The 16,818-nt window shown below is 64.0% G+C and carries 14 protein-coding genes and 1 pseudogene; 7 read left to right on the top strand and 8 right to left on the bottom strand.

Annotated elements, in window-relative coordinates:
- The first annotated feature begins 1 nt into the window (after position 1).
- Together ptsP and nagE are read left to right on the top strand one after the other, a co-directional pair.
- Positions 2-2,587 carry a phosphoenolpyruvate--protein phosphotransferase gene (gene ptsP / locus FFS45_RS12870; RefSeq protein WP_137955025.1) on the top strand — a complete coding sequence of 862 codons (2,586 nt, stop codon included), beginning with the start codon at positions 2-4 and terminating at the stop codon, positions 2,585-2,587.
- A gap of 84 nt (positions 2,588-2,671) precedes the next feature.
- Positions 2,672-4,447: an N-acetylglucosamine-specific PTS transporter subunit IIBC gene (gene nagE, locus FFS45_RS12865; RefSeq protein ID WP_137955024.1), complete on the top strand. Its 1,776-nt coding sequence runs from the start codon at positions 2,672-2,674 to the stop codon at positions 4,445-4,447.
- A gap of 151 nt (positions 4,448-4,598) precedes the next feature.
- On the opposite strand, the gene cydX is transcribed toward nagE, so the two are convergent.
- From cydX to rpoH, 5 genes are all read right to left on the bottom strand, one after another.
- A complete protein-coding gene (gene cydX, locus FFS45_RS12860) occupies positions 4,599-4,718 on the bottom strand; it encodes a cytochrome bd-I oxidase subunit CydX (RefSeq protein WP_137955067.1) in 120 nt (39 codons plus the stop codon).
- 56 nt (positions 4,719-4,774) lie between these two features.
- Positions 4,775-5,911, bottom strand: coding sequence for a cytochrome d ubiquinol oxidase subunit II (gene cydB / locus FFS45_RS12855; protein ID WP_137955023.1), 1,137 nt, complete (start codon positions 5,909-5,911; stop codon positions 4,775-4,777).
- A 43-nt stretch (positions 5,912-5,954) separates the two neighbouring features.
- Complete coding sequence (locus FFS45_RS12850; RefSeq protein ID WP_137955022.1) at positions 5,955-7,550, bottom strand: cytochrome ubiquinol oxidase subunit I; 1,596 nt, start codon at positions 7,548-7,550, stop codon at positions 5,955-5,957.
- Positions 7,540-7,800 (bottom strand): cytochrome oxidase putative small subunit CydP, encoded by a 261-nt coding sequence (gene cydP, locus FFS45_RS42360; RefSeq protein ID WP_137955021.1) that lies wholly within the window; start codon positions 7,798-7,800, stop codon positions 7,540-7,542. The genes FFS45_RS12850 and cydP overlap by 11 nt, the downstream gene beginning before the upstream one ends.
- Before the next feature lie 284 nt (positions 7,801-8,084).
- Positions 8,085-9,020: an RNA polymerase sigma factor RpoH gene (gene rpoH, locus FFS45_RS12840; RefSeq protein WP_137955020.1), complete on the bottom strand. Its 936-nt coding sequence runs from the start codon at positions 9,018-9,020 to the stop codon at positions 8,085-8,087.
- 306 nt (positions 9,021-9,326) lie between these two features.
- On the opposite strand from rpoH, the pseudogene FFS45_RS12835 reads away from it, so the two are divergent.
- Both FFS45_RS12835 and FFS45_RS12830 read left to right on the top strand, forming a co-directional pair.
- Positions 9,327-9,485, top strand: a pseudogene (locus FFS45_RS12835) (acyloxyacyl hydrolase); the annotation flags it as partial.
- 44 nt (positions 9,486-9,529) lie between these two features.
- Positions 9,530-9,913, top strand: coding sequence for a nuclear transport factor 2 family protein (locus FFS45_RS12830; protein ID WP_137955018.1), 384 nt, complete (start codon positions 9,530-9,532; stop codon positions 9,911-9,913).
- Positions 9,914-9,937: 24 nt separating this feature from the next.
- Here the strand turns inward: FFS45_RS12830 and leuA are convergent, their stop codons facing one another.
- Positions 9,938-11,614 carry a 2-isopropylmalate synthase gene (gene leuA, locus FFS45_RS12825; protein WP_137955017.1) on the bottom strand — a complete coding sequence of 559 codons (1,677 nt, stop codon included), beginning with the start codon at positions 11,612-11,614 and terminating at the stop codon, positions 9,938-9,940.
- Between the two features lie 537 nt (positions 11,615-12,151).
- The gene (ybiB, locus tag FFS45_RS12820; protein ID WP_137955016.1) at positions 12,152-13,126 is read right to left on the bottom strand and encodes a DNA-binding protein YbiB; all 975 of its coding nucleotides are present in this window, start codon (positions 13,124-13,126) and stop codon (positions 12,152-12,154) included.
- A gap of 149 nt (positions 13,127-13,275) precedes the next feature.
- Between ybiB and FFS45_RS12815 the strand changes: the two genes are divergently transcribed.
- Positions 13,276-13,974, top strand: coding sequence for a fumarylacetoacetate hydrolase family protein (locus FFS45_RS12815; protein ID WP_137955015.1), 699 nt, complete (start codon positions 13,276-13,278; stop codon positions 13,972-13,974).
- Positions 13,975-14,001: 27 nt separating this feature from the next.
- On the top strand, positions 14,002-14,646 hold the full coding sequence (gene maiA / locus FFS45_RS12810; protein WP_137955014.1) for a maleylacetoacetate isomerase: 645 nt from the start codon (positions 14,002-14,004) through the stop codon (positions 14,644-14,646).
- Between the two features lie 25 nt (positions 14,647-14,671).
- On the opposite strand, the gene ftsY is transcribed toward maiA, so the two are convergent.
- The gene (gene ftsY / locus FFS45_RS12805) at positions 14,672-15,823 is read right to left on the bottom strand and encodes a signal recognition particle-docking protein FtsY (protein ID WP_137955013.1); all 1,152 of its coding nucleotides are present in this window, start codon (positions 15,821-15,823) and stop codon (positions 14,672-14,674) included.
- Positions 15,824-16,117: 294 nt separating this feature from the next.
- Here ftsY and rsmD point away from each other — a divergent pair, with 294 nt between their 5' ends.
- The gene (gene rsmD, locus FFS45_RS12800) at positions 16,118-16,732 is read left to right on the top strand and encodes a 16S rRNA (guanine(966)-N(2))-methyltransferase RsmD (protein WP_137955012.1); all 615 of its coding nucleotides are present in this window, start codon (positions 16,118-16,120) and stop codon (positions 16,730-16,732) included.
- Positions 16,733-16,818 lie beyond the last annotated feature (86 nt).

Raw genomic sequence — 16,818 nt, 5'->3', positions numbered from 1 at the left:
GATGCGACGTGTCGAGGAGTCCCGCTTGATGAGCCCATCCCAAGGCCATATTGTTTTGCTCGCGCCTATGACCGGCCCGGTCGTGCCGCTCGCGAACGTGCCCGACCCTGTGTTTTCGGGCGGCATGTTTGGAGACGGGATTGGCGTGGATCCGCTGGTAGGCCAACTCGTCGCGCCGTGCGACGGGTTGGTCACGCACCTTGCGCGCACCGGTCATGCTGTGACCCTTGCCACGGCAGACGGGGCGGAGATCCTGCTGCATATCGGTATCGACACGGTCGAGCTGAACGGCCGCGGCTTCACGCCGAAGGTTGCGCAAGGCGCTCATGTGCGCGCCGGCGATCTGCTGATCGAGTTCGACCAGGATCTCGTGGCCCGCAATGCGCCGAGCCTCGTGTCGGTGATTGCGATTGCCAACTCGGACGCCTTCGAGATTGTCGAACGTGCCAAGGGCGGCATGCTGAAGGCCGGCGAAACCCCGCTGCTTTTGCTGCGGCCACGCGCCGGCGCTGCGGCTGAAGCATCACGCCAGGCTACCCATGTGACGGAAGAAGCGCGTCAGAGCGTCACGCTGGCTCACGCCGGCGGTTTGCATGCACGCCCCGCAGCACGCGCCCGTGAGGCTGCGCGCGGTCTCGATGCACGCGTCGAAGTGCGTTATGAAGGACGCAAGGCGCCGATCGAAAGTGTCGTTGGCTTGCTTGGCCTCGGTGCGGGCGAAGGCGCGACAGTCGAAATTCTGGGTGTCGGTCCTCAAGCGGCCGCTGCGGTCGAAGCGGTCGCGCATGAACTGCTGCGCGAGGCGCACGGCGAAGTCGAAGAAAAGCCGGCCCGCCAAAGCTCGCCGGCGCCGCAGCCGGTCGCGCAAACGAGCGGTGCGCCGCTCGCGCCGAACACGCTCGCCGGCGTGTGCGCGGCGCCCGGCATCGCGGTCGGCAAGCTGGTGCGCTGGGACGACGCGGACCTCGACCCGCCCGAAACCGCGAGCGGCACCTCGGCTGCGGAAAGCCGCCTGCTCGACAAGGCACTCGCCACGGTCGACGCGGAACTGAACACAACCGTGCGTGACGCCTCGCAACGCGGCGCACATGGTGAAGCAGGGATTTTCGCGGTGCACCGGGTATTGCTCGAAGACCCGACGCTGCTCGACGCGGCGCGCGATCTGATCAGCCTCGGCAAGAGCGCCGGCTTCGCCTGGCGCGAGGCGATCCGTGCACAGATTGCAGTCCTGACGAAAATCGAGGATGCGCTGCTCGCCGAACGGGCCGCGGATCTGCGCGACCTCGAAAAGCGCGTGCTGCGCGCACTCGGCTATTCGAACAACGCCGCGCGCACGTTGCCGGACGAAGCGGTGCTGGTCGCGGAAGAGTTCACGCCGTCCGATCTGTCGACGCTCGACCGCACACGCGTCACCGCACTCGTGATGGCGCGCGGCGGCGCGACCTCGCACGCTGCGATTCTTGCACGGCAGAGCGGCATTCCGGCGCTGGTGGCGGTGGGTGATGCGCTGCACGCCATTCCCGAAGGCACCCAGGTCGTGGTCGATGCAAGCGCGGGACGAATCGAATTCGCCCCGACCGCGCTCGACGTCGAACGAGCCCGTCTCGAACGCACGCGCCTTGCCGGCGTGCGCGAAGCGAACCGCCGCACGTCGCAACAGGCCGCCGCGACGGCTGACGGCCGCGCGATCGAAGTGGCCGCCAATATCGCCACGCTCGAAGACGCAAAGACGGCCGTCGAGAACGGCGCCGATGCAGTCGGCCTGCTGCGCACGGAACTGCTGTTCATCCACCGCGCGTCGGCGCCGAGCGTCGACGAGCATCGTCAAAGCTATCAGTCGATTGCCGATGCGCTGAGCGGCCGCACCGCGATTATCCGCACGCTGGATGTCGGCGCGGACAAGGAAGTCGATTATCTGACGCTGCCGCCCGAACCGAATCCGGCGCTTGGCCTGCGCGGTATCCGTCTTGCGCAAGTGCGCCCGGACTTGCTCGACGACCAGTTGCGCGGCCTGCTGGCGGTGCAGCCGCTCGGCGCCGTGCGCATCCTGCTGCCAATGGTGACCGACGCAGGCGAACTGATCCGCCTGCGCAAGCGTATCGACGAATTCGCCCGCGAGCAGGGCCGCACCGATCCGATCGAAGTGGGCGTGATGATCGAAGTGCCTTCGGCCGCGCTGCTGGCCGATCAACTGTCGCAACATGCGGACTTCCTGTCGATCGGCACTAACGATCTGACCCAATACACGCTGGCGATGGACCGCTGTCAGCCGGACCTCGCGGCACAGGCCGACGGCTTGCATCCGGCGGTGCTGCGCCTGATTGCGGCGACCGTGCAGGGCGCGAACAAGCACGGCAAATGGGTGGGCGTGTGCGGCGCACTGGCGGGCGATCCGCTGGCCGTCCCGCTGCTCGTCGGCCTGGGCGTGACCGAGCTGTCGGTGGACCCGGTGTCGGTGCCGGGCATCAAGGCGCGAGTGCGCAACCTCAATTATCAGTTGTGCCAGCAACGCGCCCAGGATGCCCTGGCGCTGGAATCGGCACAGGCGGTAAGAGCAGTGAGCCGCGAAACCTGGCCGCTGGACTGAACCCCACATAGTCCACGGCGGAATTTCGCTCAACTACCACGTAAAGCAACGACTCGACAAAGAGACGAAGGATTGGAGGTGTAAATGGATGGGAATCCGTTTCTGAAGGTGCAGCGACTCGGCCGTGCGCTGATGCTGCCGATCGCAGTGCTACCGGTCGCAGGCCTTCTGCTGCGGCTGGGCCAGCCTGATGTGTTCAACATCAAGATGATCGCCGACGCCGGCGGCGCGATTTTCGACAACTTGCCGCTGCTGTTTGCAATCGGCATTGCGGTCGGTTTCGCGAAGGACAACAACGGCGTGGCGGCGCTCGCGGGCGCGATCGGTTACCTGGTCGAAATCGCGGTGATGAAGGACATCAACGACAAGCTCAATATGGGCGTGTTGTCGGGGATCGTGGCCGGTCTTGTGGCCGGGGCGCTGTACAACAAGTACAAGGACATCAAGCTGCCCGAGTACCTCGCGTTCTTCGGAGGGAAACGCTTCGTGCCGATTGTCACGGGGGTGACCTGTCTGGTGATCGGGATTGTGCTCGGTTATGTCTGGCAGCCTGTGCAGTCCGCTATCGACCTGGCCGGCCACTGGCTGACTACCGCGGGCGCGATCGGCGCATTCGTGTTCGGCGTGTTGAACCGCCTGCTGCTGGTTACGGGTCTGCACCACATCCTGAATTCGCTGACGTGGTTCGTGTTTGGCACCTTCACGCCGCCGGGCGGCGGTGCTGCGGTGACGGGCGATCTGCACCGCTTCTTCGCGGGCGATCCGACTGCGGGCACCTTCATGACAGGCTTCTTCCCGGTCATGATGTTCGGTCTGCCGGCAGCGTGTCTCGCGATGTTCCATGAAGCGCCGAAGGAACGCCGCGCGATGGTGGGCGGCCTGCTGTTCTCGATGGCGCTTACCTCATTCCTGACGGGCGTGACCGAGCCGATCGAGTTCAGCTTCATGTTCCTCGCACCGGTGCTGTATGCGATCCACGCGGTGCTGACCGGGCTCTCGCTCGCCATCTGTTCGGCGTTGGGGATTCACCTCGGCTTCACGTTCTCGGCGGGCGCGATCGACTACGTGCTGAACTACGGCCTGTCGACCAAGGGCTGGTGGGCGCTGCCGATCGGCCTGATCTATGCGGTGGTGTACTACGGGCTGTTCCGCTTCTTCATCCGCAAGTTCAATATGGCGACGCCGGGCCGCGAGCCCGCTGCCGCTGAAGAGCAGGTTGAGTCGTTCGAGAAGGGTGGCTTTGTTGCACCGGCTGCGGCTGCCGCCGTGCCGCGTGCGCAGCGTTACATCGCGGCACTGGGTGGCGCAGACAATCTGTCGATCGTGGATGCCTGCACGACGCGTCTGCGTTTGTCGGTGGTGGACCCTAACAAGGTCTCGGAAACGGACCTCAAGACGATCGGCGCGCGTGGTGTGTTGAAGCGCGGTGCGAGCAGTGTGCAGGTGATCATCGGACCGGAAGCGGACATCATCGCCGACGAAATCCGTACGGTGATTGCGCAAGGTGGCGGTGCTGCGGCGAAACCGGCGACAGCGCCCGTAGCGGCCCCGGCTGCGGCGGCGGTTGCCGATGCGCAGGCGGGCCCGCTCGATCCCGATCCGGCGCGCTGGCTTGCTGTGTTCGGCGGTGCGACCAACGTCGTTGAGCTGGATGCGATTGCATCGACGCGCCTGCGCGTGGTGGTGAGCGATCCGACCGCGGTGGATCGTCAGCGCCTCGCTGCGCTCGATGTCGCGTGGATCTCGCCGGATACGTTCCATATCGTCGTCGGCGATGCCGCTGCGCGTTATGCGCAGGTGCTGGCGGCGCGTCTGCCGGCGGCGGGCGCAACGGGTGGGACTTCGCCGCAACCGGCCTGAGTGAGGCCATTCATGTGACAAGGGCGCGGCTCCGAGCGTCACCCTGTCGCAGTGAATGAGGGTTGAGAAAAAAGAGCGGCGCCCTTTGGGGCGCCGCTCTTCGTTTACCGCTCGATACTCGTACGGCTTATGTGCCCGCTCTCGCCGTGTGTCATTCCACCGTGCGCTTCACCGGTGTCTGCACCGGCTGACGCGATTCAAGCCACAGCGCGTTGATGATGCCAAACGAGAGCGCAACGCCAATCCCAAGAATCCAACTGAAATACCACATCATCTGCTCCTGCAAACCGGGTTTCATTTACGCCCGCACCCAAGGCGCGAGACGCCTCAATACATCGTGTGCCGATTCTCTTCAAGCGCAGCCGCCGTCACCTTGCCGCGCATCACCCTATACACCCAGCTCGTATAGATCAGCACAATCGGCAGGAAGATGATCACGGCGATCAGCATGATCTGCAGCGTCATCTGGCTCGACGTTGCGTCCCACACCGTCAGGCTGCTGCGCCCGTCGAGCGAGGACGGCATGATGAACGGGAACATCGAAAAGCCGGCCGTCAGGATCACGCCCACGATCATTAGCCCGCTACAGATGAAGGCGCTCTTCTCAAAGCGCGAGTTCGCAATCAGCAACGCCAGCGCGCTGCCCACCACGCCGATCACCGGTGCGGCGATCATCCATGGATACGTGGAGTAGTTGGTGAGCCACAAGCCGGGAGCCCCGACTACGCTCTTGAGCAGCGGATTGGCGACCGTATCGAGCGGCGCCGCGTCGACAATCTGATAGCCGCCGATCATGGTGGCGATGAACACCCCGGCAAGCACAAACAGCACCACACCGGCGAGAGACGCAATACGCAGCGCCCGCGACGCGCGTTGCGCGATCACACCGTCCGTCTTCATCTTCACGAACGCAGCGCCGTGCGCGGCCAGCATCGATACGCTGACGAGCCCGCACAACACCGCAAACGGGTTGAGCAGTGCGAAGAAGCTGCCGTGATAGGTGACGCGCAGGTCGGTGTCGAACGAGAACGGCACACCTTGCAGCAGATTGCCGAAGGCGACGCCGATCACCAGCGCCGGCACGAAACCGCCGATGAACAGCGCCCAGTCCCACGCATTACGCCAGCGTGGGTCTTCACGTTTGCTGCGGTAGTCGAAGCCCACCGGCCGGAAGAATAGCGAAAACAGCACCAGCAGCATCGCGAAGTAGAAGCCCGAGAACGATGCCGCGTAGACGAGCGGCCAGGCCGCGAACATCGCGCCGCCCGCGGTGATGAACCACACCTGGTTGCCTTCCCACGTCGCGCCAACGGTGTTGACGACAATGCGTCGCTCTGAATCGGTTTTGGCGATGAACGGCAGCAGAATGGCTGTGCCCATGTCGAAGCCGTCGGTGAGGGCAAAGCCGATCAGCAGCACGCCGATCAGGACCCACCAGATCACTTTGAGGGTTGCGTAATCCATGATGATTTTTCCCTTAATACAGCTTGTGCAGTCCGGTGGCGAGTCATGCGGTCGTAGTGTTCAGCGGCTTGGCAGGCTGACCCGGCGGCAATTCGTGGTGGTACCGGCCCGTATGCAGTGACGAGGGCCCGAGCCGCGCGTACTTGAACATCAGCGTAATTTCGATCACGAAGAGCGCCGTGTAGAACACCACGAAGCCGCCAATGCTCAGATACAGGTCGGTAGCGGTCAGGCTCGAAGCCGACAGCGCCGTGGGCAGGATGCCGGCAATGGTCCACGGCTGCCGCCCCAGCTCAGCGACAATCCAGCCGAATTCGGCCGCAATCCATGGCAACGGGATCGCCCATACCGCCCAGCGCAGGAACCAGCGGCGCTTGTCGAGGAGCAGCGAGCGTTGCGCGCAGAACCAGAACGCGAGCACGAAGGTCGCGAGGAACAGCATGCCGAGGCCCACCATCATGCGGAACGAGAAGAACACCGGCAACACCGGTGGAATGGTCTTCTTCGCCGCCTGGGCGATCTGGTCCGGCGTGGCGTCGGTGACGTTGGCGGTGAACTGCTTGAGCATCAGCGCATAGCCGAGATTCTCCCGGTGCAGCGCGAAGGCGGTCTTTGCGTCATCGGTAGCATTGCCTTGCTTGAGCTGCTGCAGCGCGCCGTACGCAATCATCCCGTCCTTGATGCGCAGCTCGTTTTGCGCGATCAGGTCCTTCAGGCCCAGCACCGGCTCGTCAAGCGAGCGCGTCGCTATGATGCCGAGCGCGTAGGGAATCCGGATCGCGTAGTCGGTGCGTTCTTCCTTTTGATTCGGGATGCCGAAGATCGTGAACGGAGCCGGCGCCGGCGCCGTATCCCATTCCGATTCAATCGCGGCGAGTTTGACCTGCTGGACCTCGCCGGTACGGTAGCCGGATTCGTCACCGAGCACGATCACGCAGACGGTCGATGCAAGGCCGAAACCCGCGGCAATCGCAAACGAGCGCAGCGCGAACTCGGTGTCGCGGCGCTTGAGCAGATACCACGACGAGATGCCGAGCACGAACATCGACGCCGTCACATAGCCGGCCGACACCGTATGCACGAACTTGACCTGCGCAACGGGATTGAACAGCACGGCGAAGAGGCTCGACAGTTCCATCCGCATGGTTTCGTAGTTGAATTCGGCGCCCACCGGATTGTTCATCCAGCCGTTGGCGACCAGAATCCACAGCGCGGAGAGGTTCGAGCCCAGTGCGACGAGGAAGGTGACGATCAGATGCTGCACCCGCGACAGACGGTTCCAGCCAAAGAAGAACAGGCCGACGAAGGTCGATTCCAGGAAGAACGCCATCAGCCCTTCGACGGCGAGCGGCACGCCGAAGATGTCGCCCACGTAGTGCGAGTAGTACGACCAGTTGGTGCCGAACTGGAATTCGAGCGTGAGGCCGGTCGTCACGCCCATGGCGAAGTTGATACCGAACAGCTTGCCCCAGAACTGTGTCATGTCCTTGTAGATCTGCTTGCCGGTCATCACGTAGACGGATTCCATGATGACGAGCAGCCAGGACAGGCCGAGCGTCAGGGGGACGAACAGAAAGTGATAAAGCGCCGTCACGGCAAACTGGAGGCGCGAAAGGTCGACGACTTCGCTAACGGGCATGTGGATCACCTTGAGGCGGATTTGAGGCAGGCACCGATAGCAGTGCTTGTGCGACGAGTGCGGGCGGCATGGACATGTTCTCCGCCGCCGGATGATTGAAAAATGCGTACTTGAGAGCCATCAGGAGTGCAAATTTGATGGCAAGTACGATGGCGATATCTCGGCCGAAAGTGGGACCGCGTACCCAGCCGGCGAGTCGCGCGCGCAGGGTGGGGCGAGACGGATTCCTGTCGTGTAGCGTTATGGTCATGATCGGTCGATGGACGACTTCACACCGGGTTATCCGGTCGGATTCAAGCCGCCTATGCGGCTTGGCGAGTGCATAACGATATTAGGATAGGGGCTGGCAGCGCGGAAGTTCGCGACTGTGGCATTGGGTCGCGTCAGCATGCCGTCCGTCTAACTAATACAAGCAAGCTTGCGATACGTCAAGGAAATGGGGCGGGGTTCGCTGCGGCGGAAATGAAAAAGCCCTGCTGTCTTACGAGGGCAGGGCTGATGTCTGACAGGGGCACGGCGCGGGCGCCCGGATGCTTACGTGTAGTCGTTTAATGCGCTACGCATTTTCTTCATGGCGCTCGCTTCAATCTGGCGAATCCGCTCGGCCGACACGCCGAATTCGTCCGCCAGGTCGTGCAGCGTGGAACCGCCCGAGCCGTCGTCTTCCACGTGCAGCCAGCGGGCTTCGATAATCCGGCGGCTGCGTGCGTCCAACGATTCGAGGGCGCTGGCGATGCCGTCGCTTTGCAGCTTGTCGCGCTGGCGCGCGGCCAGCACGGCGGTCGGCTCGCTATGCGAATCGGCCAGATAGGCGATCGGCGCGTACGATTCCTCGCCGTCTTCCACCTGACCTTCCAGCGCGATGTCGCCGCCGGACAGGCGCGTTTCCATCTCGGCCACTTCCTCGCGCTTGACGTTCAGTTCCTTGGCGAGACCGTCGATCTCTTCCGGGGTGAACGCCTGCAAGCCCTGCTTGTGGCTGCGCAGGTTGAAGAACAGCTTGCGCTGCGCCTTGGTGGTGGCGACCTTCACCATGCGCCAGTTGCGCAGGATGTACTCGTGAATCTCGGCCTTGATCCAGTGCATGGCGTACGACACCAGACGCACGTTTTGCTCGGGATCGAAGCGCTTCACGGCCTTCATCAGGCCGATATTGCCTTCCTGGATCAGGTCGGCGTGCGGCAGGCCATAGCCCAGATAGTTGCGCGCGATCGACACCACCAGCCGCAGGTGCGACAGGACGAGGCGGCGCGCAGAATCCAGATTGCCCTGCTCGCGAAATTCAGTGGCGAACTGGCGTTCTTCCGCCGGCGTCAGCATCGGAATCCGGTTCACGGCCTGGATGTAGGCGTCGATATTGCCCAGTTGACCGGGCAGCAGCGAAGAATGCGAGAGCGCCAGTGCACCTGCCGAAGCGGCCTTAGCCGACGACGGGCTCAGAGTACTCGGAAGGGTCATTGCGTTGCTCACGTATAAAACTCCTTGGGGATGAGCCAAAAGCTCAGTCAGACTTCGACTCCAGCGTGGATGTTAGCACTCTGAATAACCGAGTGCTAATACTTAGAGTGCGTGGGGGTATCCTGGTTCCCGCCTGGCTATTGAAATTTGCGTTTCAATAGCATCATACGCCATATGCCGTACGCGCGGGATAGGCGTAGGATCTGCTGTAGATGAGCGATTGCTAACGCAGAATCACCGGTTTTTCGTCGCCCAATACAATAATCTGACGAATTCCAGTTTTCCTATTAGGATTTATTGCTTTTTGCCCCCGGCATGGCGTTCCGGTTCGCCGGCACGGCCGGAGTGGGCGCGGCGTTCGGCAGCCGCCAGCCGTACCTGGCCGGCTACCGGTTTCAGCACAGATCGAACGGCGGTATCAAAGAGCCGAATCCTGGTATAAATTTCAGCCAGCTATCTTTGCAATATAACTTCTGACGACCGAGGCCGCTGTTGGCCCGTCGACCCAAAGGGGCTGAGCAATGGCCGCAAAAGTGATCGAGGCGATTCGTGGACTGGAGCGCGACCGCTTTCGCGCGATGGTCGACGGCAATGGGCCGTTGCTCGACTCGCTGCTCTCCGAGAACGTGAGCTATGTTCACACGAATGGCAAGCGTGAAACGAAGCAGCAGTTTATCGACGGGATCACTGGGGGCCGCCGGCGCTATCGGCAGATCGAGATCCAGTCGCAGGAGGTGCTGCCGGTGGGACGCGAAACCTGCGTCGTCACCGGCCGTGCGCTGATCGAGATGGAGGCGAATAACGGCGCGCTGCTGTTCCCGATTGCCTACACGGCCATCCATGCCCAGCAGGATGGCCAGTGGCGGCTGGTGGCGTGGCAGGCGACGCGCTGCGCGATCGAGTGAGGCCCGCCCGCCGATCGATTCCTGTCAGGCCGCCGCCCGCTGATCGCTGTGCTTCCACGCGCAGCGGTTCACCGCGCTGACGACGGCATCCACAACAGCCACCGTGCTGTCTTCGCCGACCCCCACGCCGTACCGGATCGCCTGTTCACCCACCCGGCAGCCGACAAACACGACAGTGCGGCCGTCCGACGTGCGCCCGCTTTCTACCGAGGTCACTTCAACGGGCTGCCCCGCAGCGGCGCCCAGCGCGGCGGCGACACACTGGGCGTGCTGCTCTTGCGTCTGCTCCTGCACCTGAGACTGGCCGCGTGCGTGCTTCGGCGCCGCCACGCTGAGTTCGCGATGAACCCACCGCACCGCCGACGCATTGACACGCTGGGCCGGTCCCATGCGCTCGAAGTATTCCCGGGCAAACAGCGCGCAAATCGCCTCGCCGCTCATCTCTGCGCCGCTGCTGTCGGTTGCGGCCTGCACGGCGTGGCTGAACTCGATCTGCACGCGGCGCGGCGGCGTGAAACCCATGCCGCGCTCGAGCAGGTAGGTCGAACCGCCTTTACCGGACTGGCTGTTCACGCGGATCACGGCGTCGTAGCTGCGTCCCACGTCGGCTGGGTCGAGCGGCAGATATGGCACCTCCCACACGGCGTCCGGCTGTTGCTGCGCGAAACCCTTGCGGATTGCGTCCTGATGCGAGCCCGAAAACGCGGTGTAGACCAGATCGCCGGCGTACGGATGACGCGGATGCACCGGAAGCTGGTTACAGCGTTCAACGACGCGGCGCACCGCGTCGATATCCGAGAAATCGAGGCCCGGGTCGATACCCTGGGTATAGAGGTTCATGGCCAGCGTGACGAGATCGACGTTGCCGGTGCGCTCGCCATTGCCGAAGAGGCACCCTTCGATACGATCCGCCCCCGCCAGCAAGGCGAGTTCCGCGGCAGCAACAGCGGTGCCGCGGTCATTATGGGGATGCACCGAGAGCACGATGCTGTCCCGATAGCCGAGATTGCGGTCCATCCATTCGATCTGGTCCGCGTACACATTCGGGGTGGCCGCCTCGACGGTAGCGGGCAGGTTCACGATCATCTTGTGATCGCGCGTGGGCCGCCATGTCTGGGCCACGGCGTCGCACACCTCGCGAGCAAAGGGCAGCTCGGTCATGCTGAAGGTTTCCGGCGAATACTGATAGGTCCAGTGCGTCTGCGGCCGCGTCTGCGCGTATTGCTTGATGAGCCGCGTGCCTTCGACCGCGAGCGCCTTCACTTCGTCCTTCGACTGGTTGAAGACGATCTTGCGGAACGATGGCGCGATCGCGTTGTACAGATGGACGATCGCACGCGGCACGCCTTCAAGCGCCTCGAAGGTGCGCGCGATCAGGTCTTCACGCGACTGCACGAGCACTTCGATCGTAACGTCGTCGGGAATGCGCTTTTCGTCGATCAGCTTGCGCACGAAATCGAAGTCGGTCTGCGAGGCCGACGGAAAGCCGACTTCGATTTCCTTGAAGCCGATCGCGACCAGGGTCTCGAAGAATTCGAGCTTCTGCGCGATGTTCATGGGCTCGATCAGCGACTGGTTGCCGTCGCGCAGATCGGTGCTCATCCAGATGGGGGCTTGCTGGATCGTGCGGCTGGGCCATTTTCGGCCGGTCAGGCGGACGGCGGGGAAGGGGCGGTATTTTTCAGCAGGGTTGCGCAACATGGTGAGCCTCGTTCGTTGGGTCGTATGCAAAGGGGTGTGGCGTCGAGCGGCTGGCGGGCTGCCACAGATGCACGGCCCGCCAGCCGGGCGCTAGCGGGAGTAACGAACGGGCGCGCACAAAGTGCGTCATGGCGATGATGACGCCGGTCGCGACCTTGAGTGATGCCCATGAAGCGTGCATGTGACCCTCGCGATTCGTCCGAACGGTAAACGGACGAATGCAAACGACTAACAGGTTGTAAGAGGAACGACGGTTTGGGGTGAAACAGGAACTAAAGCAACGGCGGGAACTACGGGAACTGCTTGGAGGACCGGGCTTGAACCGCTGGGGCGGCCAACGCGCGGCGCTACGCCTGGCTTACGCTAGACGTAGCGATAGGGGCCGCGCTAGGCGGCCGGAGGTAATTCGGAGGGTGCTCGGAAGGGAACGCATGGGGTCCAATGTATGCGAGCGGGCGGCCGTGTGTCAACCGCCGCGCTGCACAATGCGCTGTTGCACCACCTCGTATGGGGCTGCGCGGCGCCCTGCGAAGCTTGTCATGCCGGGGTTCGGGCGATCTCCACGATGACTTCGATCTGCCGCTCGATGGCGCTCGGCACCGGCGCCTCGCCGCGCAGCACCGCGTCGATCCACGCTGCTGTGGTGGTGGCGTCGCGCGCCTCAGGCAGTTCGACCTCGGGGGCGTCCGCCGAGGAGCGCTCGGCCGCGACGCGGGTTTCGCAGAGCCCGTCATGCAACCAGTCGACCTGCACCTGGCGGCGCGTATCGGCCACCGCTTCGCCTTCCGTGCCGCGCGCGAGCAGTGCGCCGCCCGCTGCCGCATCCGGATGTGTGCTGAACAACTGGGTGAGGCTGTCCCGGTAAGGCGGATGGGTGTAGTTCACCAGCCGGAGTCCGGGCGGGGCGAACGGCTGCAGGATCTTGACGAGCGTATGGGTGGAATTGCGCACACCCATACGCCGGCGCAACCCGAGCAGGCGCGCGAGCTTCGGCGCGAGCACGCCGATCGGCGCAAAGGCGAGACGCCGCGACGCGAGGCTGTCTTCGATCTCCGCATGATTCTGTGCGTGGGCGATCTGCAGATGGGTGAAGATTTCCGCGCTGGTCACGCGACCGGGATCTTCGGTCACGCCGTGCACCAGCACGGGTACGCCTTCGCGCGCCAGCAGCAGCGCCAGCAGCGGCACCAGGTTCGGCTGCTTGCGCGCGCCGTTGTAGCTCGGGATCGAAACCGGCCGGTAGGCGCCGTGCGCAATCTGGACCGGCTCGAACGACGCGTGGGCCGCGGCCAGCATGGCCGCGAGTTCGTCGGCCGTTTCGCCTTTTACCCGGTACGCCAGCAGCACTGCGCCCAGTTCGAGATCGGAGACGCGCCCGTCGAGCATCGCGCTGTAGAGCGCGTGAGTGTCTTCAGGCGTCAGCGCACGGGCGCCGTTCGGGCCGCGCCCGATCTCCTTGATAAAGCGGGCGCAGGGGAAAACGGGGGCGGCGGTATCGGCTGATTCGGTCATCGGGTTCGGTGGGCTGGGTGGGGACGGCATCTCTAGTCAGTATCGCATCTGCGGGGTTTGTGCAAGCTGGCGCCCTTCCTGCGCACCCCGCGTTACACTCAATGCTTTGTTGCCGCACACGCGGCGTTTACTCAAGATTGGAGAACGGGATGAGTTACGTGTTTGCTCCCGCACCGGTGGTTGCGGTGCCGGTCGTCGGGTCCAGCGATCAATTCGCGGTGCGCCGGATCTATTGTGTAGGCCGCAATTACGAGGCGCACGCGCGTGAGATGGGGCACGACCCTGACCGCGAACCGCCGTTTTTCTTTGGCAAGCCCGCCGACGCCGTTGTCTATGTCGCGCCCGGCGAGACCGGCGAATTCCCGTATCCCGCGCAATCGAAGAACGTCCACTTCGAAATGGAACTGGTCGCGGCAATCGGCAAGGCCGGCAAGGATATCCCGGTCGGGACGGCTTTGGAACACGTGTACGGCTACGCGCTCGGTCTCGACATGACGCGGCGCGACCTGCAGGCCGAAGCCAAGAAGCTCGGCCGCCCCTGGGATACCGCGAAGGGCTTCGATTACTCCGCGCCGCTAGGTCCGATCCATCCGGTGTCGAAAGTAGGGCAGATCGACAAGGGCGCGATCTGGCTGAGCGTCAACGGTGAGGACAAGCAGCGCTCCGATGTGTCGCAGCTGATCTGGTCGGTGGCGGAAACGGTCGCCTACCTGTCGACGCTATTCGAACTGCAACCCGGCGACCTGATCTTCACGGGCACGCCCGAAGGCGTTGGCGCGGTCGTGAAGGGCGACACGATGAAGGGCGGCGTGGACGGACTGGGCGACTTCAGCGTGCGCGTGGTCTAAAGCTGAGGTGGGGAGGAGACATCAAGAATGAAGCTTTACAGCTATTTTCGTAGCTCGGCGTCGTATCGCGTGCGCATTGCGCTGAATCTGAAAAACCTGCCGTACGACTACGCGCCGGTTCACCTGCTGCGCGAAGGTGGCGAGCAGCTCAAGCCGGAGTATCGCAAGCTGAATCCGGACGCGCTGGTGCCCACCTTCATCGACGGCGAGCATGTGCTGCAGCAGTCGCTGGCGATCATCGAGTATCTGGAGGAAACGCATCCGGAGCCGCCGCTATTGCCTAAGGCGCCGGCCGATCGGGCGTATGTGCGTTCGGTGGCGCTGCAGATGGCGTGCGAGATTCATCCGCTGAACAACCTGCGGGTCCTGAAGTATCTGAAGCATACGGTCGGCGCCGACGAGGAAACCAAGAACGAGTGGTACCGGCACTGGATCGAGGCGGGTTTTGCGACGCTCGAAGCACATCTCGCGGGCGATCCGCGCACCGGCAAGCTGTGCTTCGGCGATACGCCGACGCTGGCCGATGCGTGTCTGGCGCCGCAGGTCTTCAACGCGCAGCGCTTCAAGGTCGATGTGACGCAGTTTTCGACCATTCAGCGGATTTACGATCACGCTTCGCAGCTCGACGCGTTTGCGCGGGCGGCGCCCGGCGTGCAGCCGGACGCGGAGTGAGGTTTGAGGGTGAGAGGGGGGCGGTTTAGCTGCCGAGCAGCGCGTCGGAAAACTCTTCCGCGCTGAACGGCTGCAAGTCTTCGACCTTCTCGCCAACGCCGATGAAGTACACCGGGATTGGCCGTTGCCGGGCAATGGCCGCGAGAATCCCGCCCTTGGCCGTGCCGTCGAGCTTGGTGACGATCAGGCCGGTGAGGCCGAGCGCATCGTCGAATGCCTTCACTTGCGTGAGGGCGTTCTGCCCCGTGTTGGCGTCGATCACCAGCAGCACTTCGTGCGGGGCGCTGTCCATGGCCTTGCCGATCACACGCTTGACCTTGCGCAGCTCTTCCATCAGATGCAACTGGGTGGGCAGACGGCCGGCCGTGTCGGCCATCAGCACGTCGATCTTGCGCGCACGCGCGGCGCCGACCGCGTCGAAGATCACCGCGGCCGGATCGCCGCTTTCCTGCGAGACGACCGTCACGTTGTTGCGTTCGCCCCAGATGGCGAGCTGTTCGCGCGCGGCGGCGCGGAACGTGTCGCCGGCGGCGAGCAGCACGGACTGGTCGAAGCTCTGCAGATGCTTGGCGAGCTTGCCGATACTGGTGGTCTTGCCCGCGCCGTTCACGCCGGCAATCATCATCACGAGCGGCTGGGCCCGGCCGAGCATAAGGGATTTTTCAAGCGGCTTGAGCAGGTCGATCAATAGCGCGCGCAGCGCGGCCTTGACCTGTTGCGGCTCGCTGAGCCGTTCGGCGCGCACCTTTTCGCGCAGGGCTTCGAGCAGGAACTCGGTGGCGTCGACCCCCGCGTCGGACATCAGCAGGGCGGTTTCGAGCTCCTCGTACAGATCCTCGTCGATCTTGGTGCCAATGAAGATGCCCGTCAGATTCGAGCTGGTCTTCGACAGGCCGCTCTTCAGGCGCGTGAGCCAGGACTTCTTCGCTGCGGCCTCAGGCTCCGGCGGCGGCACGATCTCAACCGTTTCGACCGCGCTTTCCTCTTCTTCAGGCTCCGCTTGCGACGTGGCGAGCGGCTCGCTGCGTACGGATGCGGCAGGCACACTGTGGGCGCCTGCCGGCTGCGGCGAGGCCGGGCCTGCCGGGACGGCTTCAGCCTGCGGCGCCGCCTGCGATTCTTCGGGCGTTGTGTCGGGCTCTTTCGAACCCGTGAATCGTTTGAAAAAGCTGAACATGATCTGGCGTGGTGAGAGCAAGCGCCGGTGCGCGCAGCCGGTGGGGCGGTGGTAGCGGCGGGCAGCGGCAGGCAGCGTGACAATGCGGGATGCAAGGCGCTGGAAGCCGCTTATTTTATCAGGCGAGCGTGTCAATGCCGCCCAATCTCCCAATCCCCAAGGCGACTACGCCCTGTTAGCCATCCGGCCAGGGTGAGATGCCTGTCACCATGTGGTAACGTTGGCTCTCCAACCCCGGCGCGAGTGAGCGCCTGCGGGCAAAACGCCTAACCCTGCTTAACTGTTCGAATCTGCATGCCCCGTCCTTCTGCCTCCCGTGCGCAAAGCGCTCCGTCCCACCGCGGCAAGCCGCACGCCATCCGCATCATTGGCGGCGACTGGAAGCGCACTCCGCTGCCGGTGCTCGACCTCGACGGCCTGCGTCCTACGCCGGATCGCGTGCGCGAAACGCTCTTTAACTGGCTTGGCCAGCGTCTCGACGGCCAGCGCTGTCTCGATCTGTTTGCGGGTAGCGGCGCGCTGGGCTTCGAGGCGGCTTCACGCGGCGCCGCACGGGTCCTGATGGTGGAGCGCCATGCAAAGGCGGCCGGGCAACTGCGCGCCAACCAGGCCCGTCTCGCGCCCAACACGATAGAGATTGCCGAAGCCGACGCCTTGCGCCTCGCTGCCAGCCTTGCGCCCGGTTCGTTCGACGTGGTGTTTATCGACCCCCCGTTCGGCTCGGATCTGCTCGGCCGCGCGCTGGAACTGGCGGTGCCGCTGGTGAGCGCCGAAGGATTCCTCTATGTGGAAGCCGGCGATGCGCTCGACATCGCACAGACGCCCGCGCTGGCGGGCTGGACCATCGTGCGGCAGGGCAAGGCCGGGGCGGTCCACTATCATTTGCTGCAACGCGAAAATGAGGAATAATGCGCGTTCTAAAACAAGCGCCCGGACGGCTGGCCGTCACGTGCGCGACCGGCGGCAAACACGCCCTGCGGGCGTGCTTGGCGTGC

It is taken from the genome of Burkholderia sp. 4M9327F10, assembly GCF_005503145.1.
Lineage (GTDB): Bacteria > Pseudomonadota > Gammaproteobacteria > Burkholderiales > Burkholderiaceae > Paraburkholderia.
This window is presented reverse-complemented; position numbering and strand designations above follow the sequence as displayed.